Source organism: Streptomyces niveiscabiei (genome assembly GCF_033794345.1).
GTDB lineage: Bacteria > Actinomycetota > Actinomycetes > Streptomycetales > Streptomycetaceae > Streptomyces > Streptomyces niveiscabiei.
This window is the reverse complement of sequence record NZ_JARAYJ010000006.1, coordinates 171,232-197,605: the sequence shown is the minus strand read 5'-3', so window position 1 is coordinate 197,605 and position 26,374 is coordinate 171,232. Positions and strand designations below refer to the sequence as shown.

General features: G+C 72.9%; 23 protein-coding genes and 1 pseudogene. 10 read left to right on the top strand and 14 right to left on the bottom strand.

Going from position 1 to position 26,374, the window contains the following annotated elements:
• Positions 1–14 precede the first annotated feature (14 nt).
• The 4 genes from PV682_RS10735 to PV682_RS10720 all read right to left on the bottom strand — a co-directional run bounded on the left by PV682_RS10735 (position 15) and on the right by PV682_RS10720 (position 2,959).
• Positions 15–479: a M15 family metallopeptidase gene (locus PV682_RS10735; RefSeq protein ID WP_407705641.1), complete on the bottom strand. Its 465-nt coding sequence runs from the start codon at positions 477–479 to the stop codon at positions 15–17.
• Entirely contained in the window at positions 446–1,285 is an 840-nt protein-coding gene (locus PV682_RS10730; protein WP_319726604.1) for an MHYT domain-containing protein, read from the bottom strand. Before PV682_RS10730 ends, PV682_RS10735 begins: the two co-directional genes overlap by 34 nt.
• 221 nt (positions 1,286–1,506) lie before the next feature.
• Positions 1,507–2,274, bottom strand: a complete 768-nt coding sequence (locus tag PV682_RS10725) for a dienelactone hydrolase family protein (RefSeq protein WP_319726602.1) — start codon at positions 2,272–2,274, stop codon at positions 1,507–1,509.
• Between the two features lie 64 nt (positions 2,275–2,338).
• Positions 2,339–2,959 (bottom strand): L-threonylcarbamoyladenylate synthase, encoded by a 621-nt coding sequence (locus PV682_RS10720; RefSeq protein ID WP_319726600.1) that lies wholly within the window; start codon positions 2,957–2,959, stop codon positions 2,339–2,341.
• Positions 2,960–3,044: 85 nt separating this feature from the next.
• Here PV682_RS10720 and PV682_RS10715 point away from each other — a divergent pair, with 85 nt between their 5' ends.
• Positions 3,045–4,514: a helix-turn-helix domain-containing protein gene (locus tag PV682_RS10715; protein WP_319726597.1), complete on the top strand. Its 1,470-nt coding sequence runs from the start codon at positions 3,045–3,047 to the stop codon at positions 4,512–4,514.
• A gap of 104 nt (positions 4,515–4,618) precedes the next feature.
• Here PV682_RS10715 and PV682_RS10710 read toward each other — a convergent pair whose 3' ends face one another.
• Genes PV682_RS10710 through PV682_RS10685 form a run of 6 tightly spaced genes read right to left on the bottom strand, consistent with a single transcriptional unit; the run spans position 4,619 to position 10,762 of the window.
• On the bottom strand, positions 4,619–5,833 hold the full coding sequence (locus tag PV682_RS10710; RefSeq protein ID WP_319726594.1) for a cytochrome P450 family protein: 1,215 nt from the start codon (positions 5,831–5,833) through the stop codon (positions 4,619–4,621).
• On the bottom strand, positions 5,830–7,068 hold the full coding sequence (locus PV682_RS10705; protein ID WP_319726592.1) for a cytochrome P450 family protein: 1,239 nt from the start codon (positions 7,066–7,068) through the stop codon (positions 5,830–5,832). Before PV682_RS10705 ends, PV682_RS10710 begins: the two co-directional genes overlap by 4 nt.
• Positions 7,065–7,661: a GTP-binding protein gene (locus PV682_RS10700; RefSeq protein WP_319726589.1), complete on the bottom strand. Its 597-nt coding sequence runs from the start codon at positions 7,659–7,661 to the stop codon at positions 7,065–7,067. The genes PV682_RS10705 and PV682_RS10700 overlap by 4 nt, the downstream gene beginning before the upstream one ends.
• Positions 7,636–7,998 (bottom strand): DUF742 domain-containing protein, encoded by a 363-nt coding sequence (locus PV682_RS10695; RefSeq protein ID WP_319726586.1) that lies wholly within the window; start codon positions 7,996–7,998, stop codon positions 7,636–7,638. The genes PV682_RS10700 and PV682_RS10695 overlap by 26 nt, the downstream gene beginning before the upstream one ends.
• Positions 7,995–8,420, bottom strand: coding sequence for a roadblock/LC7 domain-containing protein (locus PV682_RS10690; RefSeq protein WP_319726584.1), 426 nt, complete (start codon positions 8,418–8,420; stop codon positions 7,995–7,997). Before PV682_RS10690 ends, PV682_RS10695 begins: the two co-directional genes overlap by 4 nt.
• Positions 8,417–10,762, bottom strand: coding sequence for an ATP-binding protein (locus tag PV682_RS10685; RefSeq protein ID WP_319726581.1), 2,346 nt, complete (start codon positions 10,760–10,762; stop codon positions 8,417–8,419). Before PV682_RS10685 ends, PV682_RS10690 begins: the two co-directional genes overlap by 4 nt.
• 394 nt (positions 10,763–11,156) lie before the next feature.
• On the opposite strand from PV682_RS10685, the gene PV682_RS10680 reads away from it, so the two are divergent.
• On the top strand, positions 11,157–13,646 hold the full coding sequence (locus PV682_RS10680) for a glycoside hydrolase family 127 protein (RefSeq protein WP_407705640.1): 2,490 nt from the start codon (positions 11,157–11,159) through the stop codon (positions 13,644–13,646).
• Between the two features lie 71 nt (positions 13,647–13,717).
• The gene (locus PV682_RS10675) at positions 13,718–14,170 is read left to right on the top strand and encodes a flavodoxin family protein (RefSeq protein ID WP_319726579.1); all 453 of its coding nucleotides are present in this window, start codon (positions 13,718–13,720) and stop codon (positions 14,168–14,170) included.
• Between the two features lie 52 nt (positions 14,171–14,222).
• Here the strand turns inward: PV682_RS10675 and PV682_RS10670 are convergent, their stop codons facing one another.
• Entirely contained in the window at positions 14,223–15,263 is a 1,041-nt protein-coding gene (locus tag PV682_RS10670; protein WP_319726576.1) for a GAF domain-containing protein, read from the bottom strand.
• Positions 15,264–15,932: 669 nt separating this feature from the next.
• On the opposite strand from PV682_RS10670, the gene PV682_RS10665 reads away from it, so the two are divergent.
• The 7 genes from PV682_RS10665 (at position 15,933) to PV682_RS10635 (ending at position 24,688) form a co-directional block, all read left to right on the top strand.
• The gene (locus tag PV682_RS10665; protein WP_319726573.1) at positions 15,933–17,879 is read left to right on the top strand and encodes a beta-ketoacyl synthase N-terminal-like domain-containing protein; all 1,947 of its coding nucleotides are present in this window, start codon (positions 15,933–15,935) and stop codon (positions 17,877–17,879) included.
• The gene (locus PV682_RS10660) at positions 17,876–19,393 is read left to right on the top strand and encodes an amino acid adenylation domain-containing protein (protein WP_319726572.1); all 1,518 of its coding nucleotides are present in this window, start codon (positions 17,876–17,878) and stop codon (positions 19,391–19,393) included. The genes PV682_RS10665 and PV682_RS10660 overlap by 4 nt, the downstream gene beginning before the upstream one ends.
• A 73-nt stretch (positions 19,394–19,466) precedes the next feature.
• Positions 19,467–20,651, top strand: a complete 1,185-nt coding sequence (locus PV682_RS10655; RefSeq protein ID WP_319726569.1) for an FAD-dependent oxidoreductase — start codon at positions 19,467–19,469, stop codon at positions 20,649–20,651.
• A gap of 228 nt (positions 20,652–20,879) precedes the next feature.
• On the top strand, positions 20,880–23,282 hold the full coding sequence (locus tag PV682_RS10650) for a sensor histidine kinase (RefSeq protein WP_319726568.1): 2,403 nt from the start codon (positions 20,880–20,882) through the stop codon (positions 23,280–23,282).
• 30 nt (positions 23,283–23,312) lie between these two features.
• Positions 23,313–23,744 carry a roadblock/LC7 domain-containing protein gene (locus PV682_RS10645; protein ID WP_319726566.1) on the top strand — a complete coding sequence of 144 codons (432 nt, stop codon included), beginning with the start codon at positions 23,313–23,315 and terminating at the stop codon, positions 23,742–23,744.
• Positions 23,737–24,111, top strand: a complete 375-nt coding sequence (locus tag PV682_RS10640; protein WP_319726563.1) for a DUF742 domain-containing protein — start codon at positions 23,737–23,739, stop codon at positions 24,109–24,111. The genes PV682_RS10645 and PV682_RS10640 overlap by 8 nt, the downstream gene beginning before the upstream one ends.
• Positions 24,092–24,688, top strand: a complete 597-nt coding sequence (locus PV682_RS10635) for a GTP-binding protein (protein WP_112476885.1) — start codon at positions 24,092–24,094, stop codon at positions 24,686–24,688. The genes PV682_RS10640 and PV682_RS10635 overlap by 20 nt, the downstream gene beginning before the upstream one ends.
• Here the strand turns inward: PV682_RS10635 and PV682_RS10630 are convergent.
• The 3 genes and pseudogenes from PV682_RS10630 to PV682_RS10620 all read right to left on the bottom strand — a co-directional run bounded on the left by PV682_RS10630 (position 24,685) and on the right by PV682_RS10620 (position 26,349).
• Positions 24,685–25,092 (bottom strand): hypothetical protein, encoded by a 408-nt coding sequence (locus PV682_RS10630; protein WP_319726558.1) that lies wholly within the window; start codon positions 25,090–25,092, stop codon positions 24,685–24,687. The genes PV682_RS10635 and PV682_RS10630 overlap by 4 nt on opposite strands.
• Before the next feature lie 38 nt (positions 25,093–25,130).
• Positions 25,131–25,757, bottom strand: a pseudogene (locus PV682_RS10625) (class I SAM-dependent methyltransferase).
• Between the two features lie 10 nt (positions 25,758–25,767).
• Entirely contained in the window at positions 25,768–26,349 is a 582-nt protein-coding gene (locus tag PV682_RS10620; protein ID WP_319726556.1) for a CGNR zinc finger domain-containing protein, read from the bottom strand.
• Between the last annotated feature and the right edge of the window lie 25 nt (positions 26,350–26,374).

The window sequence follows — 26,374 nt, the reverse complement described above, 5'->3', positions numbered from 1 at the left end:
CCCCGCCCGGCGGGTCATTCCCGGGGGCCGTACAGGGCGGCGCGTGCCCCCGTGGCCAGCGCCCAGTACCGGTCGCCGTAGGACCAGTGCCACCACTCGGTGGGGTAGTTCACGAGCCCGGCCCGGCTCAGGGCCTCGCCCAGGACACGCCGGTTCTCGCGGGCGGCGGGGGTGATCCCCGGGGCGTGCGTGTAGCAGGCGCCGTCGCTTTCCTCGGGGCTCGCGTTCATGCGGGTGCCCATGTCGAGTTCCTCACCGTCGGGTGCGACGAGGGTGAGATCCACGGCGGCTCCCGCGCTGTGCGGGGCGATGTCGGGCGGCGAGACATAGCGGCTCGCGGCGGTGTGGACGCGGGCGGAGGACCAGTCGGGATGCGCGGCGCGCAGGTGCGCGGCGTACCTCTCGAAGTACTCGCGCTGGAGCGGCGCAGTCCTGTGCGGGTCCCTCAGCCGCCGCTGCGTGTTCGCTCCTTCTGCCATGCCGCGGGGCGGTTGAAGGCGTCGGGGGCGGTGGGGGTGGACTTGTGCTGGTGTACGGGGCGGTTCCACTCGCCGTCGCCGAGGACCAGCAGGGGGTCGAACATGACGACGATCCCCGCGAGGAACAGGAAGATCACCGGGCCGATCAGCATCGGCAGGAGGAGCGAGGTCGGGGAGTCGCCGGCCCATGACGCGGTGGTCCCGTGCACGTGGACGCTGACCGCGGCCATCCCGGTGTAGTGCATGCCGGAGACGGCGACCCCCATCACGAGGCTCGCGCCGAGGCTGGGCAGGAAGCCCCGGATGGAGACGGCCGCCCACAGCGCGGCGGTGGCCGCGCCGATGGCGATCAGGACGGACAGGGCGACGATCAACGGGTCGTAGTCGATACGGCCGTTGAGGTGCATGGCCGCCATGCCGAGGTAGTGCATCGCGGCCACCCCGAGGCCGGTCACCACGCCCGCGGACAGCAGTGTGCGCGGGCTCGCCCCCCGGTAGCCGACGATGAACACGCCGATGCCGACGACCACGACGGCGACGGCGAGGCTCAGGACGGTGAGCCCGACGTGGTAGCCGACGCGGGTCTCCACGACCCGGAACCCGATCATCGCGATGAAGTGCATGGTCCAGATCCCGCATCCGATGGACGCCGCACCGAGTGCGAGCCACCCCGGTTTCCAGGACTGCGTGTTGAGCAGTGAGCGGACAATGCACCGCAGTCCCAGAGCGGCCCCGAGACACGCCATCACATAAGCCGCGATCGGCGTCACCGCCCCGTAGCGGAACCCGTCGACAGTGCCTTCCATAGGCCAACTCCCCCCAGAGCAAAGGCTGTGCGTGTTCGAAGGTTTACGTCCAGGGGGATGGCCAAGGCAAGTTGAACCGACCAGTAGTGGGTTATCTCTCGAATGCTGAGCCGCATTACTGGTCGCAGTCAGGCTATTTCGGTCTTCCTTATTCCGGTTGGCATATTCATACGGCAACGAGTGCCGATTATTGAGACTTCAAGGCAATTCTTCGCGGGGCCTCAGGCGAACGTACGGCCCAGCAGGTCGAGCAGCGCGGCCCAGTGCCGCTCGTCGCCCGCCTGGTCGTACGAGGCCATGTCGGCCTGCGTGTAGCCGTGGAAGGCGCCCTCGTAGACCTCGGTGCGGTGGCGGACGCCGGCCTCGGTGAGCGCGTCCTCCAGGGCCCGCACCGCCTCCGGGGGCATCGAGGCGTCCTGGTCGGCGTGGCCGAAGTACACCTCGGCCGTGATGTTCCCGGCGAGCAGGTGCGGGCTGTCGGGGCCGTCGGTGACCAGGCCGCCGCCGTGGAAGCCGCCCGCCGCCGCGACCCGGTCCGGGTGGGTGCCCGCGGTCAGCAGCGCGAGCCGGGCGCCCATGCAGTAACCAGTCAGGCCCACGGGACGGTCGACGACCGCCGGGTTTCCGGCCAGCCAGGCCAGGTAGGCGTCCGCGTCCTTCATGGCCAGCGCGGGGGTGAGGGACTGCATGACCGGCCAGATCTTCTCGAAGATCTCCGGGCGGGCCTGCGGGTCGATGAACTCGGGGAGGTCGAAGACCGGCGTACGGCCGTGCCGGTAGAACACGTTCGGGACCAGCACGGCGTACCCCTCGCCCGCGAGCCGGTCCGCCATGCCCTTCAGGTGCGGACGCAGCCCGAACGCGTCCTGGTAGAACAGCACGGCCGGGTGCGGGCCGCCCTCGGCCGGGTGGACGAAGTAGGCGTCGGCGACGCCGTCCTCGGTGGTGATGTCGACTGACGTTCCGTGTGTTTCGTGTACAGAGGTCATGCCGACAGCGTTGCATGTTTCAACCAACGGCCCGGACGGCGCCCCTCGCCTCATGAACCGCCCTTTACTCGAACCGCGATGCGTCTCCCGCCCCGTACCGCACGATCTGCGCCTCGCCCTCCGAGAAGTCCACCACCGTCGTCGGCTCGGTCCCGCACTCCCCGGAGTCCAGCACCCCGTCCAGGACGTGGTCCAGCTCGTCCTTGATCTGCCAGCCCTGTGTCATCGGCTCGTCCTCGCCCGGCAGCAGCAGCGTGCTGGACAGCAGCGGCTCGCCCAGCTCCGCCAGCAGCGCCTGGGTGACCGTGTGGTCCGGGATGCGCACCCCCACCGTCTTCTTCTTGGGGTGCTGGAGCATCCGGGGCACCTCGCGGGTCGCCGGCAGGATGAAGGTGTAACTCCCGGGCGTGGACGCCTTGATGGCCCGGAACACGTTGTTGTCGATCTGCACGAACTGGCCGAGCTGCGCGAAGTCCTGGCACACCAGCGTGAAGTGGTGCCGGTCGTCCAGCTTGCGGATCGCCCGGATCCGGTCGGTGCCCTCCTTGCTGCCGAGCTTGCAGCCCAGCGCGTAGCAGGAGTCCGTGGGGTACGCGATCAGGGCGCCGCCCCGCACGGCGTCCGCGATCTGCGCGATGGTGCGCGGCTGGGGGTTGTCGGGGTGCACGTCGTAGTACTTCGCCATGGGGTGACCCTATGCCGCCCTCGCCCCCGGCGCCGACGCGCGGACCCGTGTAACGTCCCAGGTCGGCGAGAAGGAGGGCGTGCGCATGGCGGCCGGGGACGAGGGCGGCATCCGGTGGGCCGAGGAGCTCCTCGCCCTGCTCAGGCCCACCGCGGGGCACGGCGTCGAAGGGCTCGTGCACTGGCTGTCGCGCACCCTGGACGCCGAGGTCTCGCTGCGCGACGACACCGGCACCCCCGCCGCCGGAACCCCCCTGCCGCTGGACGGCACGCCCGCCGCCGACGTCCTCGGCGGACGCATCGCCGCCGCCTCCTGGGAGGGCGACGGACGGTACCTGCGCCTCGTCAGGGTCGTCCGGCCCGGACCCGCCCGCCCCTGGCTCCTCGCCGTCGCCCGCCGGGCCCCCTTCGACCCGCGCGCCTCCGACGTCGTCGCCCACACCGCCGCCGTCCTCGAAGCCGTCCTGCGCACCCGCGAGGCCGACGCCACCGAACGGCGGCTGCGGCGGGCGGCGGCCGATCTGCGGCTCGCGATCCTCCAGCTGCTGATGGTCGAGGACACCGTCGCCGCGCGCCGGGTCGCCGCGGGCCTGTGGCCGGGGCTGCTGGACGTCGAGACCGCCCGCGTGTACATCGCCGAGTCCACCGTCGAGGACCGCGACCAGCTCGCCGAGGACATCCTCGCCGCCACCCGCGACGCGGCCCTCGTCGTCCGCTGCCCGGCGATGGACCCGCAGGTCATCGTCGTCGTCCCCGACGAGAGCGCCGACGCGAGCCTGCGCGCCCTGCCCGCCCGCCGCCCCGGCACCTACCTCGGCGGCAGCGTCCCGCACGACCTCGCCCGCACCGCCGTCGCGTACGGCCAGGCCGCCAGCGCCCTCGCGGTCGCCCGCTTCCACCCCGACCGCACCGCGATCTACACCGAACGCACCCACCCGCGCCGCCTGATGGACCCCCAGGACCTCAACGCGTGGGCCCTGGACCTGCTGAGCCCCCTCGACCGCCTCCCGCACCACGTGCGCGCCGAACTCGTCGCCACCACCCGCCTCGGCCTGGAGTTCACCGCCGTACGCGCCGCCCGCATCCTCGGCGTCAGCCGCAACACCGTGCGCGCCCGCATGGAACGCGTCGAGTCCCTCATCGGCACCGACCTCTCCGACCTGCCCTCCCGCGCCGCCCTGCACCTCGCCCTCGCCCACCGCGACGCACCCGTGCACCCCGCGCCCCCGGCGACCCTCGACGACCTCCTCACCGCCCCCGCGCTGCGCACCTGGGCGCACACCCTCCTCGCCCGCCTCGACGCCGACCCCCGCGACCTGCGCGGCACCCTGCGCGCCTGGATCGCCGCCCAGGGCAACGCCGAACGCGCCGCCGACGCCCTCGGCATCCACCCGCAGACCGTCCGCGACCACGTCCGCAGCGCCGAACCCGTCCTGGAGCGCCAGCTCCTCGCCCCCGGCGGCGACCTGTACGAAGTCGTGCTCGCCCACCTCGTCACCGGAGACGTCCCCGGCCCGGCGAACCCGGACGAACCGGGCGGCCCTGTGCACAGGTGAGCCCCGGCCGGGCATCCGTGCGATTCACACCCCGGACCCGGGTGTGTACGTTCACAGGTCATCGGGGTGCGACCAGGGCGGGGGACCGGTCGCACCCCACGAGCTCAGCCCCGCAGCCGCACCGGGATCTCCTGCCACCCGAACGCGATGAACGACGGCACCTGCGTCAAGTCGTCCGTCTCCAGCGCCAGTCCGGGGAATCGCTCGAACAGCGCGGCCAGCGCGTACGACGCCTCCATGCGGGCCAGCGGCGCGCCGATGCAGCGGTGCACACCGAGCCCGAACGCCAGGTGGTCGTCCGCGCCGCGCGCCGCGTCGAAGACGTCCGCGTCACCGCCGTAGTGCGCCGGGTCGACCCCGGCCGCGGCGAACGTCGTCAGGATCGCGTCCCCGGCCGGGACCGTCACCCCGCCGACCGTCAGGTCCTCCACCGCGAACCGCAGCGGCAGCGACGCGATCGACGGGTGCACGCGCAGCGTCTCGTCGATCACGCCGTCCCAGGACAGCTTCCCGGCGCGGACGGCCGCGAGCTGCTCGGGGCGGCGCAGCAGGGCCACGACCGCGTTGCCGATCAGGTTCACGGTCGTCTCGAAGCCCGCGCCGATCACCAGCAGCAGCGTGTACAGGAGTTCCTCGTCGCTGAGCCGGTCGCCGTCCTCGTCGCGCATCCGGATCAGCTCGGTCGTCATGTCGTCGCCCGGCTCCGCACGCTTGCGCACGATGAGCGTGCCGAGGACCGCGCCGATCTGCTCCTGCACGAACGCCGCGTGCTCCGGAGAGGGGTCCGAGGTGTCCATGATGGCCGCGATCAGCCGCCCCGTCGCGTCCCGCAACTCCTCGGGCACACCGAACAGTTCACAGATGATCCGCATCGGCAGCGGATGCGCGAGCGCCGCCCGCAGATCCACCGCGTCCGCGCCCTCAAGGGCGTCAAGCAACTCCGTCGTGATCGCCTCGACACGGGGCCGCAGCGACTCCGTACGGCGCGCCGTGAAGCTCGGCGCGACCAGCCTGCGCAGGCGCGTGTGGTCCTCGCCGTACGTGGAGAGCATGTTGACGACGCCGACCCAGCCCAGCACCCAGCCCCAGGACGGGTGCTCGGGCACCTCGGGCCACAGCCGCCAGTGTCTGCGCGGGTCCTTGCTGACCCTCGGGTCGAGGAGCAGCTCCTTCAGCGTGTCGTACCCGGTCGGCGCCCATGCCGGGATCCCGCCGGGGAGTTCCACCGGCACGATCGGGCCCAGGGCGCGTAACCGCGCGGACTCGGCGGGGATGTCGGCGCCGAACGGGTCGATCGCGATGCGGTCGGTCACGGTCACGGGAGATCTCCAGGCTGGTCGGGGGTACGGGGGGTGAAACGGACGGGCAGGGCCCGCAGGGACCGGTGGAACGGGCCCGGCCGCCAGGCGAGCCGCTCGCGCGGCAGCACCGGTTCGAGGTCCGGCAGCCACTGCGTCAGGCGCTCGATGGCCTCGGTGACGATGAGCAGCGTGTGCTGCTTGACCGGGCAGGCGTGCGGGCCCGCGCCCCACGACAGGTGCGAGGCGTCCGAAGGGTGCCGTCCGCCGGTCACCTCGCGCTCGGCGAAGTGCCCGAGCGCCCCGTACGAGACGACCACCGGGACCGTCTCCGGCAGCCACACGCCGTGGAAGGCGACCGGCTCGCGCGCGTAGTAGATGCCGTAGTTGGCGAGCGGCGTCTCGTGGTGCAGCACCTCCACCACCGCGTCCATCACCGGACGCGCGCCGCTGGTGAGCGTCGAGTAGTACAGGTCGTTGCCCAGGATCCGCGACAGGGTGTTGGAGACCAGGTTCGCCGTCGGTTCGAGACCGGCGCCCAGCGTCAGGAACACCTGCCAGGTGACCTCCTCCTCGGTCAGCCCGAGGGGATGGTCCAGGAGCCGGCTCGGCAGGTCCTCGCCGGGGTTCTCGGCCTTCGCGGCGACCAGGTCCAGGACGTACCCGGCGTACTCCGCCTCACCGGCCGCCGCCTCCGGGCCGCCCTCCATCATCCGCGCCAGGCCCCGGTGCAGCCGGTCGCCCTGGCTGTCGGGCAGCCCGAACAGGTCGTTGAAGACCAGCGCCAGCAGCGGGCGCGCGAACTCCTCGACCAGGTCGGCCTCGCCGCGCGGCCCGATCCGGCCCACCACCAGCCGCACCGCCCGGTGCACGCGGGCCCGCAGATCGTGCGGCTCGACCAGGTCGAACACGTCCAGGAGGGTACGGCGGTAGCGGACGTGGGCCGCGCCGTCGGAGAACAGGGCGTTGGGCCGCCAGCGCATCATCCCCAGCACCGGCGAGTCCACCGGGACGGTCGTCTCCCAGGCGCGCGGGTCGTGCGAGAACGTCGCGTCGTCGTGCAGCACCTCCAGCGCCGCCCGCCGCTCCGTCACCACGAACGCCGTGACCCCGGGCGCCAGTTCGGCCCAGCCGACCGGGCCCTGCGCACGCAGCGCCGCGTAGTAGCGGTACGGGTCCGCCGCGAAGTCGTCCTCCCACAGCCTGACGGGGGCCGAACGGGAGAAGTCGCGCTGGTCCGGGGGATAGGTGGTCACCGGGGCTCCCTGGCGATGAGGTGGTCGACGAGCGCGAGCAGCGCGTCGATCGAGGAGTTCGCGTCCCGCGCGTCGCACGTCACCATCGGCGTGCCCGCCTCCAGGTCCAGCGCGCGCCGCAACCGCTCGTCCGTGTGGTGGCGGGGCGAGTCGGGGAACGCGTTGATCGCGACCGCGTACGGCAGCCCGCTGTCCTCCACCAGCCCGAGCACGTCGAACGACGCCCCGATCCGGCGGCTGTCCACCAGCACCAGCGCGCCGAGCGCGCCGTAGGAGATGTCCTCCCACAGCTCGCGGAACCGCTCCTGGCCCGGCGTGCCGAACAGGTACAGCACCACCCCGCCGGGCAGGCTGACGCGGCCGAAGTCGATCGCGACCGTGGTCGTCGTCTTCTCCCGCACCCCCGCGAGGTCGTCGACGTGCGCGGACGCCTGCGTGAGGCGCTCCTCCGTGTGCAGCGGCGTGATCTCGGATACGGAGTCGATGAGCGTGGTCTTGCCGACCCCGAACGGGCCCGCGACCAGGATCTTCACCAACTCCTGTGCGCTGTCCGGGAGATGCGGGGGGCTAACGCTTGAGGGCGCGGAGGCCATCGGCCACTCTCTTCAGCAGGTCGGGGTCGTAGTGCGCGGCGGACGCGACCGGGGCACGGGCGAGCAGCAGCTCCCGGTCCAGCAGACCGGCGATCAGCACCCGCACCGCCGACACGGGCAGCCGGAGCACCGCCGCCACCTCCACGAGCGCCAGCGCACCCCCCGACAGCGCGTCCAGCACGGCGAGTTCGGCCGCCGAGAGCCCGTCGGGGAGCGGTACGGAGGGGTCGCGGGCCAGGACCGTGAGCCGCTCCAGGCGAGGGCGGCTCGGGCGGGCGACGCCGCCGGTGGACAGGTAGGCGGGCACCAGGGGCCGGCCGGGCGGGCGCCCCGTCACGCGGGTCCGGCGTCGTCGGCTCCTCGGGGCACCGCCGCCATGGCCTTCTCGCCGAGCCGCGCGACCTGCGAGTGCACGCGGTGCGCCAGCAGATCCAGGCGGACGTCCGCGGTGCCGTACGCGGCGACACAGGTCCCGTGGTCCGTCGGCACGATCAGCACGTACCCGTGGTCCGACTCGATCACCACCTGCCGGACGACGGCCCGCTCCGCGTCGGCGAACGCGGCGGCGGCCGTGCGGCAGGCGCCCTGCACGGTGCTCGTGATCGCCGCGACGCGCTCCGCCGAGGGCTGCGAGAGGGCGTCCGTGTAGCCGGTGATCAGGCCGTCGCGGGTCAGGATCACCGCCGCGATCACCTGCGGCACCTCAAGAATCGGCTCCAGCACCCAGGCCGTGTTGTCACCCGTCTCGGGAGTGGTCATCGCGTGGGGTCTCCTTGGCGTTCGGTCCGCTCGAAGTCTGGGTGGGGGTCGGGGTGGTGGGGCTCGCGTTCACGCTCGCGCTCCGGGGCGGGGGCGGTGGTGGGGGCGGGCCGGGGGTCCGGGGTGGGCTCGGAGAGGGAGAAGGCGACGTACTCGAAGCGGGGTTCGGGCGCGGGGGTGGCTTCGGGGGCGAAGTCGGGGCCGGGGTCGAGACCGAGGCCGGGTTCCGGTTCCGGTCGTGTTTCCGTGCCCGTGTGCGGGACTGTGTCCGGTTCCTGGAGGGGGTCGGCGAGAGGCGCGGTGACGCGGGACCAGTCGTACGACGTGCCCTCGGTGACGGGGCGGTCGTGGGTGTCGTCCTCGGCGGGGGCCGGTACGGGGACGTGGGGCCACTCGTGGGTCTCGTCCATCGCCGGGTCGTCCGGCGTGTCGAGGTCCGGGGAGGCCCAGACCGGGGGCGGTGGCGGCGGGGTGTCGTCGTTGGACCAGTCGTCCGCCGGGTCCGGGGTGACCGGAGGGCGGGGGATCGGCTGGGCGGGGGTGTGGTCCCAGTCGGGGGTCGGGGTGAGACGGAGGGTCTCGGTGCTGGAGCCGTCCCGGGGCGGGGCCGTCGCCGTCCAGTGCTCCTGCGGTGCGGCTGCCGTGCCGTCCCGGCCCGAGCGGGCCGCCGCCGTGCCCGACTGGAGGGCGCCGAGCGCCGCCGCCGACTCCTCCGGAGTGCGCGCGGGGCGCCGGGGCGAGGACCACTCCTGGCCGCCGACCGGGCCCTGCGGGGTGCTGCCGCTCGGCGCGGGGCGCGCGGAGCGGTTGCGGCGGCGGCGCTGCGGGAGGTCGCCGAAGTCGAAGTCGTCGTCCGGGGTGTCGGGGTTGGTGGGGGCGGTTATGTACGCGGAGGCCGATGCCGGCGTCGGCTGCGGGGGTGCCGGCGGGGCCGGGACCGGGGGCGGCGGGGGAGGGGGCGGCGTCGGTGCCGGAGGGGCGGGCGGGGCGGGCGGAGGCGTGGGCCGGGCCGCCGAGGGCGGTGTGGCGGACGGTGCCGGTGCCGGGGGCGCTTGGTGCGGGGCGGCGTGCGGTGTGGATGACGCCGGGTGTGCGGCGTGCGGTGCCGATGCCCCCGGATGCGTGGCGTGCGGTGCGGATGCCGTCAGGTGGGGAGCGGGCGGTACTGATGCCGCCGGGTGTGCGGCGTGCGGTGCCGATGCCGTCGGGTGGGGAGCGGCCGATGCTGATGCCGGCGCCGTGCCGGGGGCCTTCCGGGGTTCGGGGTGTTTGCGGGTCGTGCGGGGTGCGCTCACCGACGGGGGGCGGCGCGTCGGGTCGAGGCGGGTCAGCAGGTGCGTGCCGATGCGCAGGACCGCGCGGACCCCGCCGTACGGCGAAGCGGACGTCAGGTCGACGGCCAGCTCGAACTGCCGGGTCAGGCGGCCGATCGCGGCGAGGCCCATGCGGGGCGGGTCGCCGAGTTCCGTGAGGTGGATCGGCGTGTCCCCGGCGACGAGCCGCTGCGCCCGCTCCCGTTCGTCCTGGGTCATGCCGACGCCCGCGTCGTCGATGGTCACGCACACCCCGTGGTGGACGTGCTCCAGCCCGACGACGACGTCGGTGTCCGGCGCGGAGTGCCGCAGCGCGTTGTCGAGGAGCTCGGCGACGATGATCGCGACCGGCTCGACGGCGTGCGAGACGAGCGCGGTACCGGGTTCGAGGTGGTTGTGGACGGTGACCCGGTGGTACCCGGCGAGCCGGGCCTGCCCTCCGGTCACCGCGTCGACGAGGTGCGACTCCTCCCGCGCGAGCCCCACCCACGCCCCGCACACCACGGCGGTCACCTGCGCCCGGCGCAGCGACTGCTCGTTCTCGTGGTCGAGCCGGAACAGGGTCTGCGCCAACTCCGGTTCGTCGTACTGCTGTTGCAGCCCGCGCAGGGCGTCCTGGAGCCGGTAGAGCGCGGCCTGGATCTCGCGGGTCGCGCCCCGCATCCCGGCCTGCGCCGCCGCGTCGACCCTGCCCCGCTGGGCGGTGACCTCGACGCGCAGCGCCTCCAGGACCTTCTCCAGCGCGACCCCGAGCGGGGTGCCCGCGGTGAGCGGCTGGAGCGGGCCGGGTATCTCCAGGTGCGGATGGGAGACCCGGCGGGCCGCCGCGGGCAGCCGGGACCCGGCGAGGTGCTCGACCTCGGCGGTGAACGCCCGCACGGAACCGTCGAGCTGGGTGCGCAGCGCGGCGATCTCGGCCCGCTGCCGGGCTTGCCCGCGTCGGGCGCGCAGCAGGCCGCCGCCCAGCACGAGCGCGGACAACGTGCCGGCGGCGAGACCACCGACGGCCAGGTCCGGTAGTTCGATCATCGAATCGGTATCCAGGAGGGGCCGGGCGCCCGACGGGAACACACGGGCAGGGGAAGAGGTCACCAGCGCCCCGGCGGGGCACTCGCAGCACAGTACACACCGTCATCGACCGCTCTCGCACGGTCGAGGGTCACTTCCCCGCGAATCGCTCCGCCAGTTGTGCGCTTCTGCCCCCGAGTGTCGGAAATTCCTTCCGGGAAACCGCAGTTGGCGTTGAACGCGCCGCGCCGCAGGCCCGTACTTGAGGGCGCGGAACGACCGGTCGCCGACTCCCGGAGACCGGAAATCACCCATGCCCCCCTGACCCCGTTGACACCACCGACCCGATGCCTACCGTGGACCCCGCACAGCGAATCGCCCGATATTCGATATTTCGAACTGTACGGCGGAGGCTTTGTTGACCCCCCTAGGCAGACGCCCGTTCCTCGTGGCGGCGACCACCCTGACGCTGACCGGCATCCCCACGGCCGCGGCGCACGCCGCTCCCGGCACCACGACAACTCCCTTCCCCCTCACGGACGTCCGGCTCCTCGACGGCCCGTTCCGCGACAACCAGCGCCGCAACACGGCCTACTTGCGGTTCGTCGACCTCGACCGGCTGCTGCACACGTTCCGGCTGAACGTCGGCCTGCCGTCCACCGCGCAGCCCTGCTCCGGCTGGGAGGGCCCGGACGTCGAACTGCGCGGCCACTCCACCGGCCACCTCCTGTCCGGCCTCGCCCTCACCCATGCGGCCACCGGAGACACCGAACTCCGTGACAAGGGACGCAGGTTGGTCGCCGCGCTCACCGAGTGCCAGGCGGCGTCACCGGCGGCCGGGTTCGACGCCGGGTACCTGTCGGCGTTCCCGGAGAGCTTCTTCGACCGCCTGGAGGCGGGGACCGGCGTCTGGGCGCCGTACTACACGCTGCACAAGATCATGGCCGGGCTCGTCGACCAGTACCGCCTCTCCGGCAGTGAACAGGCCCTGGACGTGGTGCTGCGCAAGGCGGCCTGGGTGGACCGGCGGACGGCGGGCCTGTCGTACGAGCGGATGCAGCGGGTGCTGGACACCGAGTTCGGCGGCATGAACGACGTCCTCGCCGACCTGCACGGGATCACCGGCGACACCCGCTGGCTCACCGTCGCCGAACGCTTCGCCCACGCCCGCGTCTTCGACCCCCTCGCGCGCGGCGAGGACCGGCTCGCCGGGCTGCACGCCAACACGCAGATCCCGAAGATGGTCGGCGCGCTCAGGATGTGGGAGGAGGGGCTGGACGTCCGGTACCGGACGATCGGCGAGAACTTCTGGCGGATCGTCACCGGCCACCACACGTACGTCATCGGCGGCAACAGCAACGGCGAGGGCTTCCACGAACCCGACGTCATCGCGGGCCAGTTGTCGGGCAGCACCTGCGAGAACTGCAACAGCTACAACATGCTCAAGCTGACCCGGCTCATGCACTTCCACGCCCCCGGCCGCACCGACCTCCTCGACTACTACGAGCGCACCCTCTTCAACCAGATGCTCGGCGAGCAGGACCCCGACTCCGCGCACGGCTTCAACATCTACTACACCGGCCTCGCCCCCGGCTCCGTCAAACGCCAGCCGTCCTTCATGAGCCCCGAGGACGCCTACTCCACCGACTACACCAACTTCTCCTGCGACCACGGCACCGGCATGGAGACCCACGCCAAGTTCGCCGACACCATCTACACCCACGACGAACAGCGGCTCCTGGTCAACCTGTTCATCCCCTCCGAGGTCGACTGGAAGGCCAAGGGCATCACCTGGCGCCAGACCACCCGCCTCCCCGACCAGGACACGACCACCCTCACGGTCACCGCGGGACGGGCCCGCCACGCCCTCGTCGTCCGCGTCCCCGGCTGGGCCCAGGGAGCCCGCGTCCGCCTCAACGGCCGTACCCTGCCCGACCGTCCGGCCCCCGGCACCTGGTTCACCCTCGACCGCGCCTGGCGCCGGGGCGACCGCGTCGACGTCACCCTCCCGCTGCGCACCACCGTCGAGGCGACCCCCGACGACCCCGAGGTCCAGGCGGTCCTGCACGGCCCCGTCGTCCTCGCGGGCGTGTACGGCGACCGCGCGAACCCCTGGCTGCCGCGCCTCGAACTCCCCAGCGTGCGGCGGGAGTCGGCCGACCCGCTCAGGTTCACGGCGCGCGCGGACGGTGAACAGGTCACCCTCCTGCCGATCGCCCGCGTCCACCACCAGCACTACAGCGTGTACTGGCAGACCGGCGAACCCCCGCCCCCGCCCCCGGAGTTCGCCGCCTGGCACCCCTTCGACGAGACGTCCGGCACGAGCGCCGCCGACGCGACCGGCAACGGCAGGGCGGCCACCCTCGCGGGCGGCGCGAGCTGGACGCCGGGGCACACCGGGGGCGCGGTCGCCCTGGACGGCGTGAACGGCCATGTCGCTCTGGCCGACGACCTGTTGGCGGGCGCCTCCGTCTACACCGTCGCCGCGTGGGTCCGCCTGAGCGGCCAACCCGCCGCGTGGACCAGGATCTTCGACTTCGGCACCGGCGTCACCGCGAACATGTTCCTCACCCCGCGCAGCGACTCGGGAACCCTCCGGTACGCGATCACCGCGGGCGGCGGCGGAGCCGAACAGCGCATCGACGCACCCCCGCTCGCCACCGACCGCTGGACCCACGTCGCCGTGACGTACGGCGCCGGGACCGCCGTCCTGTACGTCGACGGCGCCGAGGCAGGCCGCAACACCGCCGTCACCGTCGAGCCCCGCCACTTCGGCAACCACATCCGCGCCGCCTACCTCGGCCGCTCCCAGTACGCCGACCCGTACCTGAAGGGCGCCCTGGACGACGTCCGCGTGTACGGCAAGGCCCTGGACGCGGCCGGGATCGCGGCGCTGGCCCGCTGACCGCAGGGGGCGCATGCACGCCGGGCACGCCGGCTTGCGGGCGCCCCCACCACCCGGGCACGGTACGGACCGTGCCCACCTTGCTGATCGTCCACCACACCCCGTCCCCCCACTGCCAGGCCCTCTTCGAAGCGGCCCTCTCCGGCGCGAGCGCGCCCGGGATCGAGGGCGTCCGCGTCGTCCGCAGAGCCGCCCTCGCCGCCACCGCCTCCGACGTCCTGGACGCCGACGCCTACCTCCTGGGCACCCCGGCCAACCTCGGCTACGTCTCCGGCGCGCTGAAGCACTTCTTCGACCAGGTGTACTACCCGTGCCTCGACACGACACGGGGGCGCCCCTACGGCGCGTACGTCCACGGCGGCAACGACGTCACGGGCGCGCTGCGGGCGCTCGACACGATCACCACGGGGCTGGGGTGGAAGCGCGCCGTGGAGCCGGTGACGGTGACGGGGGAGCCGTCGAGGCGGGACGTGGAGGCGTGCTGGGAGCTGGGAGCGACGCTGGCGGCGGGCCTGACGGAGTGAGAGGTCGTACTGTCTCCCGGCCCCGCGCGCCTGCACCGGACTCCCGCGTGACTCAGTGGCGCGGACCGAAGAAGTCCACCGGGGTGGTCGCGCCGTTCGCCCCGCCGTTGCCCATCTGCTCGAACCGCTGCTGCACGTTGGCGGCGAACGCGTGGGACTGCTTGGCGGAGCTGTGCCCGCCCGCGTTCATGGCGACCGTGAGGATCCCGCTGACCGGCGCGCTCGGTGAGGTGCGCACGGGCGTGCACAGGAAGTCGAACTCCTGCGGGGACGGCGAGTCGTACGTCTTGATCCGGCCGCCGCCCAGCGTGGTGGTCTGCCCGCTGCGGAACGCGTCGTCCATCGCGTTGAACACGCCGATCGCCTCCAGGCCGGGCAGGACGTGCCGGCCGCGGCTGAACTGCGGGACCATGCCGAACGCCTGGCCCTGCTTGCCGTTGGCGTAGCGCAGGAGGTGCTCGGGACCCTCGGTCAGCATGATCGGGAACGGTGCGCCGTCGAACACGGCGAACAGCTCCTGCTGCTGGGCGAGGAGGCTGTCGCGCAGCCGGAACTCCGACAGCAGCGTGTCGGCCAGCTCCTTCATGCCCTCGCGGATGCCCGCGTCCCAGGTACGCGGCTTGAAATCGGCCACGCAGACGGTGCCGAGGATCATGCCGGTGTTGTCGCGCAGCGGGGTGCCGAGGTAGGAGCGCACACCGAGGTCGTTGACGAGCGCGTTGCCCTTGAAGCGCGGGTAGTCGAACACGTCGTCGAGGGCGAGCTGGGAGCCCATGGCGACGGCGTGCGGGCAGAAGCCGTAGTCGCCGGGGGCCTCGCGGGCGAGGTTGGAGAGGTCGAAGGTGACCGCGTTGCCCGCCGCGTCGGTGCGCGCGCCCGGATCGGTGGGGGGTGTGTACATGCCGCGGAACATCTGCTGCTCGTCGCTGATGAAGTTGACCATCGCCAGTGGCGACTGGCTGAACCCGGCCGCGAGCCGCGCCACCCGGTCGAAGGTGGCCTCCGCGCCGACCGCATTGAGGCCGAGAATCTGCAACCGCAGCCGGCGCTGCTCGCCCGCCAGACGGAGTTCTTCAGGTGAGAGGGAGTCCATGAGATCAGATCAAAGCAGAACTCCGCGTGGCGCGACGCGCCTCCCCCGGCGATCCCGGACACTTCAGCCCCGGGCGTAACCGGCTTGTCACCTGCGGTGGTTGGCGGAAGAAGCCCTTGCCAAGTGGCCCCCGGGGCCTGGTTGACGGGTGCTCAACTTTCGATTCTGTCCAAAAAGCACCGTGTTTCAACCAGGGCCGATCACTTCCCGTCATTCCTTGCGGCGGCCGTCGCGCGATGTGCTTGGGGCGTACGACAATCGTGCGACGGGCGTGTTTTCGACGCTAGCGTGTTCGACTCGCCATGACATCGAGGAATCGAAAGTGTGTCTGAAAATGGGGTGTCGAGCCCGATGTGCGGCGTTCCCGTCCAGGGGGGACGCGCCCGGCGCAGGGGGAAGAGCTGTTCCGGTGGGGGACCGGTGTGCGGAGCGGGGGGTCCGCGCAGGCTGAACAGACCCCAGGCACACGCCTGTCGGGCGTGGGTTTGTCCCTTCGACTTCGTCGACCGCTGCCGTGCGCCGTCGCGCCGCGGTGACGGCCGTCACCCATGGCGTACGCCTCCGGCCTGAGGTGTTGCCGAGATCTCGTCGTCTTTTCGCCGTTCTGCGGGCAAGATCAACACTGCTGTCGCGCAACGACGGTGGCCGAGTATGAAATGGAGTCAGCTCATGAACAGCTGCGAGGCGGATGCCCGCTGCGTGGCGGTGATCGGCATGGCCTGCCGGCTGCCCGGCGCCGCCGGCGCCGACGAACTGTGGGAGCTGCTGCTCGACGGCGTGGACGCCACCGGGGAGACCCCGGCCGAGCGTTACGACGCGGACGCCCTGCACTCCGTCAAGGGCGCCCCGGGCCGGATCACCGCCCGCCGTGCGGGCTACGTCGCGGAGGCGGGAGAGTTCGACGCCGCCTTCTTTGGCATGTCCGAGGCAGAAGCGGTCCAACTGGACCCGCAGCAGCGCCTGCTGCTGATGACCGCCTGGGAAGCACTGGAGGACGCCGGCCGCACCGCCGCCGAACTGGCGGGCACCCGGACCGGCGTCTTCGTCGGCAACGCCCGCTCCGACTACCTCGAGATCGCCCTGCGCCAGGGCGCGGACGGCGCCGACGCCGCCCAGCTGAACAACTTCCGCTCCCTGCTGCCCGCCCGGGTCTCGCACTTCCTGGACCTGCGCGGCCCGAGCGTCGTCGTCGACACCGCCTGCTCCTCCTCCCTGGTCGCCGTCCACCAGGCCGTGCAGAGCCTGCGCGCCGGCGAGAGCCCCCTCGCGCTCGCGGCCGGCGTCAACCTGGTGCTGCGCCCCGACGAGGCCATCGTGATGAGCCAGGCCGGCGGCCACTCCCACGACGGCCGCAGCCGCTTCGGCGACGCGGCGGCCGACGGCCACGCGCCCGGCGACGCGGTCGGCGTCCTCGTCCTCAAGCGCCTCGACCGCGCCAAGGCCGACGGCGACCGCATCCGCGCCGTCATCCGGGGCAGCGCCGTCGGCAACGACGGCCGCACCAGCGACACCGTCCTCAACCCCTCCCTCCAGGGCCAGCTCGACGTCCTGCGCTGGGCCTACGAGGACGCCGGCGTGGACCCGGCCGACGTCGACTACGTCGAGGCCCACGGCTCCGGCTCCCCGTCCCTGGACCCCCTCGAACTCACCGCGCTCGGCGAGGTCCTGGGCGCCGGGCGCCGCGCCGACCGGCCGCTGCTCGTCGGCTCGGTGAAGACGAACGTCGGGCACGGCGAGGCCGCCGGCGGCATGGCGGGGATCATCAAGGCGGTGCTCTGCCTGGAGCACGGCCGCATACCCGCGAGCCTGCACCTGAACACCCCGCGCCCCGACCTCGACTGGGACGCCCTCCCCGTCCGCGTCCCCGGCGAGCCCGTCGACCTGCCCGAGCGCGACGGCCGCCCCGCCTACGCCGGCGTCTCCGGCCAGGGCTCCGCCGCCCTCAACGCCCACGTCGTCCTCAGCGAGGCCGCCCCGCCCGACCCCGCCGAGGACACCGAGGCCGCCGGCACCCCCTACCTGCTGGCGCTCTCCGCGCGTAGCGCCGAGGCGCTCACCGACCTCGTCGCCGCCTACGTCCGCTACCTCGCCCCCGACGGCGCGGGAGCCGCGTACCCGGTCCGGGACATCTGCCACACCGCCGCCCTGCGCCGCGACCACCACCAGGGCCACCGGCTGGCCGTCGTCGGCACCGGACACAAGGACCTGCGCGAGGCGCTCATCAGCGGCGCGGCCCACGCCGAGGGCCCCCTCGCCGAACTCGCCGCGCGCTACACGGTCGGCGAGGACGTCGACTGGGAGGCGGCCGTCGGCAAGGAAGGCCGGTACGTGCCCGTGCCCGGCTACCCCTGGCAGACCAAGCGGTACTGGGCCGGCGAGCGCGCGGCCGAGGGCGACGACCTCGCCTCCTGGGTGCTGAGCGAGCACGCCCGCACCGGCTTCGAGGAGGACTCCACCCTCACCGACATCGGCATCGACTCCCTCGCCAAGCTCCGCATCGTCGTCGACCTCGCCAAACGCACCGGCCAGGACGTCGACCCCGAGGAACTGGGCCAGGTCCGCACCGTCGGCGAACTGCGCACGTGGACGCGGGCCCTCCAGGCGGCCACCCGATGAGCCGACCGCACGATCTGTACGGCCGGTTCGCCGAGGCAGCCGACAAGCACCCGGACGAAACGGCCCTGGAAGTCGCCGGAACCGAACTGACGTACCGTCAACTCCGGTGTGCGGCCGAAGAGTTGGCCGAAAAAATCGGCCAGGTGAAACGGGTCGGCCTCCTCGCCTCGCGCACCCTCCCGGCGTACGTCGGCTGGCTCGCCGTCCTGCGGGCCGGCGCGGCCGTCGTCCCCCTCAACCCCGAGCACCCCGACGCCCGCGTCGCGGAGATCGGCCGCTCGGCCGGACTCGACCTGATCCTCGCCGACGCGGCCGAGGAGGGCATCGGCGACGTCGGCGTCCCCGTCGTCACCGTCTCCGCCGAAGAGGCCGTCGCCTGGGCCGTGACGGACGCCCCCGCCCGGCCGTACACGCCGGCCGCCCCCGACAGCGCCGCCTACCTGATCTTCACCTCCGGCTCCACCGGCCGCCCCAAGGGCGTGCCCGTCGCGCACCGCAACATCTGCGCCTACCTCGACGACCTCGCCGGCCGCTACGGCATCGGACCCGGCAGCCGGCTCTCCCAGTGCTTCGAGCTGACCTTCGATGCCTCGGTGCACGACCTGTTCGTCACCTGGGCCGCCGGCGGCACGCTCGTGGTGCCCCGCCGGGCCCAGCTCATGTCCCCCGTCAGGACCGTCAACACCCTGCGCCTGACCCACTGGTTCTCCGTCCCCTCCCTCATCTCCTTCGCCTCCCGCCTCGGCACGCTCACCCCAGGAGCCATGCCGACGCTGCGGTGGAGCGTCTTCGGCGGCGAACCCGTGCCCCTCCAGGCCGCGCGGGAATGGCGCGAGGCCGCCCCCGGCAGCCGGGTCGACGTCCTGTACGGCCCCACCGAGGCGACCATCTCCTGCACCGGCCACCTCCTGCCCGACGACCCCGCGCACTGGCCCGACACACCGGGCGGCACCGCCCCCATCGGGACTCCCCACCCGAGCGTGGAAGCGGTGCTGCTCGACGAGGACGGCAACCCCGGCGAGAGCGGCGAACTCTGCGTGCGCGGCGCGCTGCGCTTCGCCGGCTACCTCGACCCCGCCGAGAACACCGGACGCTTCCTCGACGAGGACCTGCGCCCCGCCGCCGGACCACCCGCCGACGGCCACTGGTACCGCACCGGCGACCGCGTCGCCCGCAGGGACGGCGTCCTCGTCCACCTCGGCCGCACCGACCACCAGGTCAAGATCCGCGGCCACCGCGTCGAACTGGGTGAGATCGAGGCCGCCCTGCGCCGCCAGGCGGACGTCCGCGACGCCGCCGTGGTCGCCGCGACCGCCGCCGACGGCGAACCGGAGCTGCTGGCCGCCGTCAGCGGAACCGACCGCACCCCGGACGCCCTGTACGAGGCGATCGGCGGCGAACTGCCGCCGTACATGATGCCCCGGCGCATCGCCGTCCTCGACGAACTGCCGCTCAACGCCAACGGCAAGATCGACCGGCGGGCCCTGCTCGCCACGCTGGGGCACGGCCTGTGACAACCGGAGGAGCACACGGCTCCTCCCACCCCCCACACCTCATCCCCTAGTTGCCGACATGTAAGGCTCCGACATGTTCGACGCCATCGTGGTGGGGGCGCGCTGCGCCGGTGCGCCCGCCGCCATGCTGCTCTCCCGAGCCGGGTTCCGGGTCCTCATAGTGGACAAGGCGGCCTACGGCACGGACACGCTCTCCACCCATCTGCTGCACCAGCCGGGCGTCGCCGCCCTGGCGCGCTGGGGCCTGCTGGACACCCTGCGCGAGACCGGCTGCCCGCCCATCGAGCGGGTCCGCTACGAGGTCGGCGACATCCGGCTCGACGGCTGCGCCCGGGGCGTGGACGGCCAGCGCGCGGCGTACTCCCCACGCCGCACCATCCTCGACCCGCTGCTCATCGACGCCGCCGTGGAGGACGGCGCCGAATACCGCGAACGGTACGAAGTGAACGGGCTGCTGCACGATGACACGGGGCGCGTCGTGGGGGTACGGGGAAGATCCGGAGGAAAGACCTTCACCGAAACCGCCCGCCTCGTCATCGGCGCGGACGGTATGCGCTCCACCGTCGGCGCCCTCGTGGGAGCGCCGTACACCGTCGAGCACCCCCGCCTGACCTGCGCCTACTACGCGTACTACCCGAAGGTGACGGACGCCCTCGAACTCTACGAGAAGCCCCGCAGCTGGGTGGCCGCCGTCCCCACCCACGGCGACGCCACCCTGGTCCTCGTCTACTTCCCGCAGGACCGCTACCAGGAGGTACGCGCCGACGCCCAGGCCGCCTACCTGAAACAGGTCGAGGACACCGCGCCCGAGCTGTACGGCCGCATCCAGGGCCTCGAACCGCTGGAGAAACTGCGCGGCACCGGCCGCCAGCAGAACTTCTTCCGCAAGGCCAACGGCCCCGGCTGGGTCCTCGTCGGGGACGCCGGACACCACAAGGACTCCATCACCGCGCGCGGCATCAGCGACGGCTACCAGCAGGTCGAACTGCTCGCGGCACGCCTCGCGGACGCCCTCGGCGACGACCCCGCCGTCCTCGACACGGCCCTCAAGGACTTCAGCGAGGACCGCGACCAGGCCCTCATGGGCGGCTACGAGGCGACCCTCGGCGTCGCCCGCCTCGACCCGCAGGAATCACGGCTCTCCGTGCTCAGAGCCGTCCAGCAGGACGAGGAACTCACCTCGATCTATTTCGACACAGTTGCCGGGATCGCCCCGGCGAGCGCGCTCTTCACACCGAGGCTCCTCGACCTCCTGTGACCCCTTGCCCGGACCTGCCCGCCCTTCGCCGGGCTTGTGCCGGAGCCAACTCTGCCGTGACGTGCGGAAGTTGCCTCAGGCGTATGCTGACGCTGCGCCATGATCCTGATACGGTGCAGCTCATCGCCGACATTCGAACACGCCGAGTAAACCGGCCGGACGGGAAGACCCCCCACAGGGACCGACCGTCCGCCGGTCCAGGTGTGTCGCTGCTGTACGAGGAATCAGATGCCAGGCATCCGCGACCGGCGGACCCGTTACCGCTCCGCCACCCGCAGTCCGCGACTGCGCTCCTCGTTCGTCGTCCCCTTCGTGGTCCCCGCGGTCTGCCTCACCTGCCTGTGGGGCTACACGGCGGCCCAGCCGGCCGACGAGCGGAGCCACGACGTGTCCGCCCCCCTCCGGGCCGAGACCCCCGTCTCCGCGCCCCTCGGAGGGCAGGACGCGCCCGCGGTCCTCCTCGGTTCCGCGACCGGCGGACTTTCCGCGCGCGCCACCGCGCCCGAGGAGAGCGCGCTGATCGAGGAGTACCGGGCGATACGCGCGGACCTCGCGCAGGCGGCCGGGACCCACACCGTCCCGGCGACCTTCCAGCAGAGCAGCGGCTTCGGGACAGAGGCCCGGCACCCCGCCGTCTTCACGGACTTCACGGCCCGCACCGCCCCCTCCACCGACCTCGCCGCCGTCATCGGCGTCCGCGCCGACGCCCTCCTGATCGGCGCGCTCACCGGCGCCGTCGCCGCCCTCGCCCCGGTCCTCGCCGCCTGGCTCGTCGCCCGGCGCCGCAAGCGGGCCTCCGAGGGCGAACTGCGCGACCTGCACGCCTACGCCGAGGAACTCGCCGGCCGCCGCCTCCCCGACGTCCTCGCCCGCGTCGAGAAGGGCGAGCGCGTCGACCCCGCCACCGCGCTCGGCCTCGGCACCCGCCGGCGCGGCTCCGAGGAGATCGCCCGCCTCGCCGCCGTCATCGACCGCGTCGCCCTCGTCTCCGCCGACACCGCGATACGCCAGCACATGGGCCGCGAGGGCACCGAGAAGGTCGTCGCCCAGCTCATCCGGCGCACCCAGATCCTGCTGCACCGCCTCATCGCCCTCCTCGACGACCTGGAGCGCAAGCACGAGGACTCCGACCTCCTGCACGACATCTTCAAGGTCGACCACCTCGCCACCCGCGCCCGCCGGCACGCCGAGAACCTGATGATCCTCAGCGGCACGCCCACCGGCCGCCGCACCAACGCCGCCGTCCCCATCACGGACGTCATGCGCGCCTCCGTCGCCGAGACCGAGGCCTACACCCGGGTCAAGGTCAAGAACGCCCCCGCCGACCGCCGTACGGCCCTCGCCGCGCGCGCCGTCTCGGACGTCACGCACCTGCTCGCCGAGCTGATCGAGAACGGCACCAGCTTCTCCCCGCCCGAGACGCAGGTCGCCGTCAGCGCGATCCGCGTCGCCAAGGGCCTCGCCATCCACGTCGAGGACCACGGCCTCGGCATCCCGCCAGCCCAGCGCCACCGGGCCAACCAGCTGCTGGCCAACCCGCCGCGCCTGGACCTCACCGCCCTCGGCGAGGACCCCCGCCTCGGCCACTTCGTTGTCGCCAAGCTCGCCGAGCGCCACGGCATCAAGGTCGAACTGCGCGAGTCCGTCTACGGCGGCACGCTGAGCATCGTCCTCGTCCCCGTCGACCTCCTCGAAGAGGTCGGCTCCCCGGTCCTCGACCAGCTCCAGGCCGCCGCCGCGGCCACCATGGACGCCGCGCTCACCGCGCCCGAGCGCCCGGGGCTCGCCGCCGACACCGAGCGGGCCCCGGCCGGCGCCGAACACGCCCTGGTCGGCGCGGGCGCCGTCACCACCGGCTTCGACCTGCCCACCCACACCCGCCTCGCCGACTACGACGGCTTCCCCGAGTACGCGGGCGCGGGCCTCCTCCCGCCGGTCTCCGGCCACCCCGAACCCCAGCAGCCGTACGGCTACCAGCAGGCGGCCTACGACCCCCCGCCCGCCGGACCCGCCGCGTCCTACGACGCCGCCGCCTCCTACGACAACGTCTCCTCCGAGACCTACGGCAGCGGCCTCACCGCCCCCGAGGCCCCGGCGGGATACGACGCCCCGGCGGCGTACGAGGCGCCCTACGAGCCGTACCCCCCGCAGGCACCCGGGCCCTACGGCCCGGGGGGTACAGGGCTGTACGCGGAGCAAGCGGTTTCCCCCTCCTACCAGGAGCCCTCCTACCAGGAGCCCTCCTACGAGGAGCCCTCCTACCGGGACCCGTCCTACCCGGAACCGCCGCAGAGCCCGCAGTACGGCTACGACACCGCCGCGACCCCGGCAGCCGGGCAGTACCAGCAGCAGAGCCGCCCCACGACCCCCCAAGCGGCGGCCCCCACGACCGGCAACTCCCCCCTGACCACCCCCGACGTACTGCCACGGCGCACCCGTGGGGCCGCCCTCGCGCAGCAACTGCGCAAGGAGGCCGCCCAGTTCGGCGAGGGCGGGGAGCCCGACGAGAGCGTCATCTCCCCCGATGTGTCGGCCCGCGCGCTGAGCGCCATCCAGCGGGGCCTGAAACGAGCGCAGTCGCCCGAGACGGACCCTCCGCCTCCCGGGCAGTACGACGACGAAGGGCCCTGATGCATACCCAAGGTGAAGGAACGTTACGGAATGAGTGAGCAGGTACACCCCGGTCCGCAGCTGGACTGGCTGCTGGACGACCTGGTGGACCGAATCCCCGAGATTCGTTGTGCTGTCGTGCTGTCGGGGGACGGCCTTCTCATCGGCAAGTCGAAGGACATCCGCCGCGACGACGCCGAGCACCTCTCGGCGGTCGGCTCCGGCGTGCACAGCCTCGCCCGGGGCGCGGCACGCCACTTCCACGGCGGGCCCGTCCAGCAGACGGTCATCCAGATGGAGAAGGCGTACCTCTTCATCACGGCGGCCGGCCAGGGCGCGCGCCTCGCGGCGTTCGCCTCGGACAGCGTGGACATCGGCATGATGGCCTACGAGATGGGCACCCTGGTCAAGCGCGTCGGCACCTATCTGAGTGCTCCGCCCCGGGTGCAGGGCCCTCCCGGCGGCCTGGGCCAGGATGTCTGAGTCCCGTTGGTCGGAAGCGTCCGGCGGGGGGCGTTACTTACGCCCCTACGCCATCACGGGCGGCAGGACCCGTCACTCCCAGCACGCCTTCACGCTGATCACCCAGATCGTCTCGCGGTCCGTGGAGGACATGGACCACGAGGCGCTGGAGCCGGAGGCGGCCAAGATCCTGGAGCTGTGCCGGGACCGGGCGGTGGCGATCGCCGAGATCGCCGCCCTGATGGACCTGCCCGTGAGCGTCGTGAAGATTCTGTGCGGAGATCTCCTCAATACCTCGCTGATCCTAGTCCAGTCGCCGCCCGGCAAGGAAAGCCAGCCGGACGTCGAACTCATCGAAAGGGTGATGGATGCCATCCGTCAACTCTGAACCCGTCCTGCCGACGGCACTGAAGATCCTCGTCGCGGGCGGATTCGGCGTCGGCAAGACGACGATGGTGGGCTCGGTGAGCGAGGTGCCGCCGCTGGAGACCGAGGAGCGCATGACCGAGGTCAGCCGGGGGGTCGACGACCTCTCCGGCGTGGAGAACAAGGTGGCCACCACGGTCGCCATGGACTTCGGCCGGATCACCGTCGCCTCCGACCTCGTCGTGTACCTCTTCGGCACGCCCGGCCAGGACCGCTTCTGGTTCATGTGGGACGACCTCGCCAACGGGGCGCTCGGCGCGATCGTCCTCGCGGACACCCGCCGCCTCGACGCGTCGTTCGCCTCGATCGACTTCTTCGAGTCCCGGGAGATCCCCTTCGCGGTCGGCGTCAACTGCTTCCACGGACGCCGCGAAGCCTCCGCCGAACAGGTCCGCGCCGCCCTCGACCTCGACCCCGGCATCCCGGTCGTCCTGTGCGACGTGCGGGACCGCAACTCCAGCCGCGAAGTGCTCCTCTCGGTGCTCCAGGTGGCCCGCATGCGCGCCGCCGCCCGCCTGAGCAGGCTCGGGCACGGCTAGGGCAGGGGGTACGAGACGGTACGGGGCGCCAGGTCCGGTCTGTCCGCGGTGAACGTGAGCGTCACCCGGGTGTAGTGCCGGACCTGCCCCGCGCTCGGGGCGTCCAGGCGGACCGTCACCGGGTAGCCGCGGAACGTGCCCGCCGCGCAGTACGGGACGCAGTCGTTGACCACGTTCACGCCGTGTCCCTCGGCCTCGGCCGGGGTCCAGCGCGACCAGCGCAGCGCCGTCAGACGGCTGTTGCCGTCGCCGCAGGCCAGGATGTAGTCGGTCGGGCGGGTCCGGGGTTGTCCCGCGCAGTCCAGGAGGACGGTGCGGGGGTGGTGGGTCGTGGTGGTGCCTGCCGCCGCCAGGGACGCCACCGCGCACAGCGCCAGGGCGGTTCTCTTGAGGTACCTGGGCATGGTCCGCTCCCTGGGCCGTTCGTCGTCCACTGCCGACGCTACGACCGTCGGCGGGGCGACACCACTTCTCGGGGGGTGCGTGCGAAGAACACGAACTCCTTGCCGGGGCGGTCGGGGGCGTCTCTCACCTCCTCCACGGCGAACCCGTGGGACTCCAGGGCGACGGCGACCTCGCCGCTGCCGGGTACGTGGACGGAGTGGCGGGAGCGCTCGGGGGTTCACTCCTCCCAGGCCCGCCGCGCCGGGTCCCGTGTCTCGAACACGAACCGGCCGCCGGGGCGGAGGGCCTCGCGCACCCCGCGCAGGGTCGCGGCCCAGACTCGTTCGTCCACGACGGCCTGCGCGGCGTTGCCGGTCATGACGGCCAGGTCCACGCTGAGGCCGGGCAGCCCGGTGGCGTCTCCGTGCAGCCAGCGCACCCTGTCCGCACCGGGCTTGGCGCGCGCGAGGTCCAGTGACGCGCCCGCCGGGTCGACTCCCGTGACGCCGAAGCCCTGTTCGGCCAGCAGGAGCGCCAGGGTGCCGGTGCCGCAGCCGACGTCCAGGATCCGACGTGCGCCCAACTCCCTCGCGATGCCCGCGTATACGTCGAGGTCTGGGCGGTCGCTGTGGAGGGGGTCGTAGAAGGCGGCCAGTCTCGGATGCGTGTACGCCTCGTCCGTCATGCCGGTCAGGCTAGGAAGGACCGGGGCCGTCCGCACCCGAATTCCGCGCCCTGCGGTGTGCCGCCACCCGTTCCCGGGTCGCGCAGCGGGCGGAGCAGTAGCGGCGGGTCGAGCCTCCCGTGCTGGTCACGAAGACGTTCTCGCAGGCCGACGACGCGCAGACGCCGCCCGGCGGGAGCTGGCGGTCCCACAGGAGGACGGCCAGGGTCATGCAGGACGAGGCGAGGAACCACTCCGCCCAGGGGGCCTCGTCGTGCCGGTCCAGGTGGAGGTGCCAGGGGGTTGCGCCGCCGTGGGAGGTGAGCCGTACGGGGCCGCAGCCCTCGGCGAGGAGGCGGTTGAGGCGTCCGGCGGCGGCGTCGGCGGAGTCGGCGGCGAACACCTCGCGCAGGCGCAGGGCCGCGTCCCGCATACCGGCGATGTCCTCGGGGGACAGGTCCAGCGGTTCGGCCTCGCCGTACTCGCGCAGCACCTCGGCGACGGCGTCCGTGCGGGGTTCGCCGGCCGTGAGGACGTTGACGAGGGCGACGGTGCGGTGGGCGGTGCGGGCGGGGGAGTGGCGGGTGAACCAGTCGTCGGGGGAGGGCTCCATGCGGGCGAGTGTAACGGCCTTGGCC

What these genes read in the sequence shown, in the direction of transcription:
- PV682_RS10630 (WP_319726558.1), bottom strand. Translation starts at nt 25,092, where the DNA reads ATGCCCAGGTACCTCAAGAGAACCGCCCTGGCGCTGTGCGCGGTGGCG.
- PV682_RS10685 (WP_319726581.1), bottom strand. Translation starts at nt 10,762, where the DNA reads ATGATCGAACTACCGGACCTGGCCGTCGGTGGTCTCGCCGCCGGCACG.
- PV682_RS10620 (WP_319726556.1), bottom strand. Translation starts at nt 26,349, where the DNA reads ATGGAGCCCTCCCCCGACGACTGGTTCACCCGCCACTCCCCCGCCCGC.
- PV682_RS10720 (WP_319726600.1), bottom strand. Translation starts at nt 2,959, where the DNA reads ATGGCGAAGTACTACGACGTGCACCCCGACAACCCCCAGCCGCGCACC.
- PV682_RS10725 (WP_319726602.1), bottom strand. Translation starts at nt 2,274, where the DNA reads ATGACCTCTGTACACGAAACACACGGAACGTCAGTCGACATCACCACC.
- PV682_RS10650 (WP_319726568.1), top strand. Translation starts at nt 20,880, where the DNA reads ATGCCAGGCATCCGCGACCGGCGGACCCGTTACCGCTCCGCCACCCGC.
- PV682_RS10670 (WP_319726576.1), bottom strand. Translation starts at nt 15,263, where the DNA reads ATGGACTCCCTCTCACCTGAAGAACTCCGTCTGGCGGGCGAGCAGCGC.
- PV682_RS10655 (WP_319726569.1), top strand. Translation starts at nt 19,467, where the DNA reads ATGTTCGACGCCATCGTGGTGGGGGCGCGCTGCGCCGGTGCGCCCGCC.
- PV682_RS10690 (WP_319726584.1), bottom strand. Translation starts at nt 8,420, where the DNA reads ATGACCACTCCCGAGACGGGTGACAACACGGCCTGGGTGCTGGAGCCG.
- PV682_RS10700 (WP_319726589.1), bottom strand. Translation starts at nt 7,661, where the DNA reads ATGGCCTCCGCGCCCTCAAGCGTTAGCCCCCCGCATCTCCCGGACAGC.
- PV682_RS10635 (WP_112476885.1), top strand. Translation starts at nt 24,092, where the DNA reads ATGCCATCCGTCAACTCTGAACCCGTCCTGCCGACGGCACTGAAGATC.
- PV682_RS10660 (WP_319726572.1), top strand. Translation starts at nt 17,876, where the DNA reads ATGAGCCGACCGCACGATCTGTACGGCCGGTTCGCCGAGGCAGCCGAC.
- PV682_RS10735 (WP_407705641.1), bottom strand. Translation starts at nt 479, where the DNA reads ATGGCAGAAGGAGCGAACACGCAGCGGCGGCTGAGGGACCCGCACAGG.
- PV682_RS10730 (WP_319726604.1), bottom strand. Translation starts at nt 1,285, where the DNA reads ATGGAAGGCACTGTCGACGGGTTCCGCTACGGGGCGGTGACGCCGATC.
- PV682_RS10640 (WP_319726563.1), top strand. Translation starts at nt 23,737, where the DNA reads ATGTCTGAGTCCCGTTGGTCGGAAGCGTCCGGCGGGGGGCGTTACTTA.
- PV682_RS10665 (WP_319726573.1), top strand. Translation starts at nt 15,933, where the DNA reads ATGAACAGCTGCGAGGCGGATGCCCGCTGCGTGGCGGTGATCGGCATG.
- PV682_RS10645 (WP_319726566.1), top strand. Translation starts at nt 23,313, where the DNA reads ATGAGTGAGCAGGTACACCCCGGTCCGCAGCTGGACTGGCTGCTGGAC.
- PV682_RS10715 (WP_319726597.1), top strand. Translation starts at nt 3,045, where the DNA reads ATGGCGGCCGGGGACGAGGGCGGCATCCGGTGGGCCGAGGAGCTCCTC.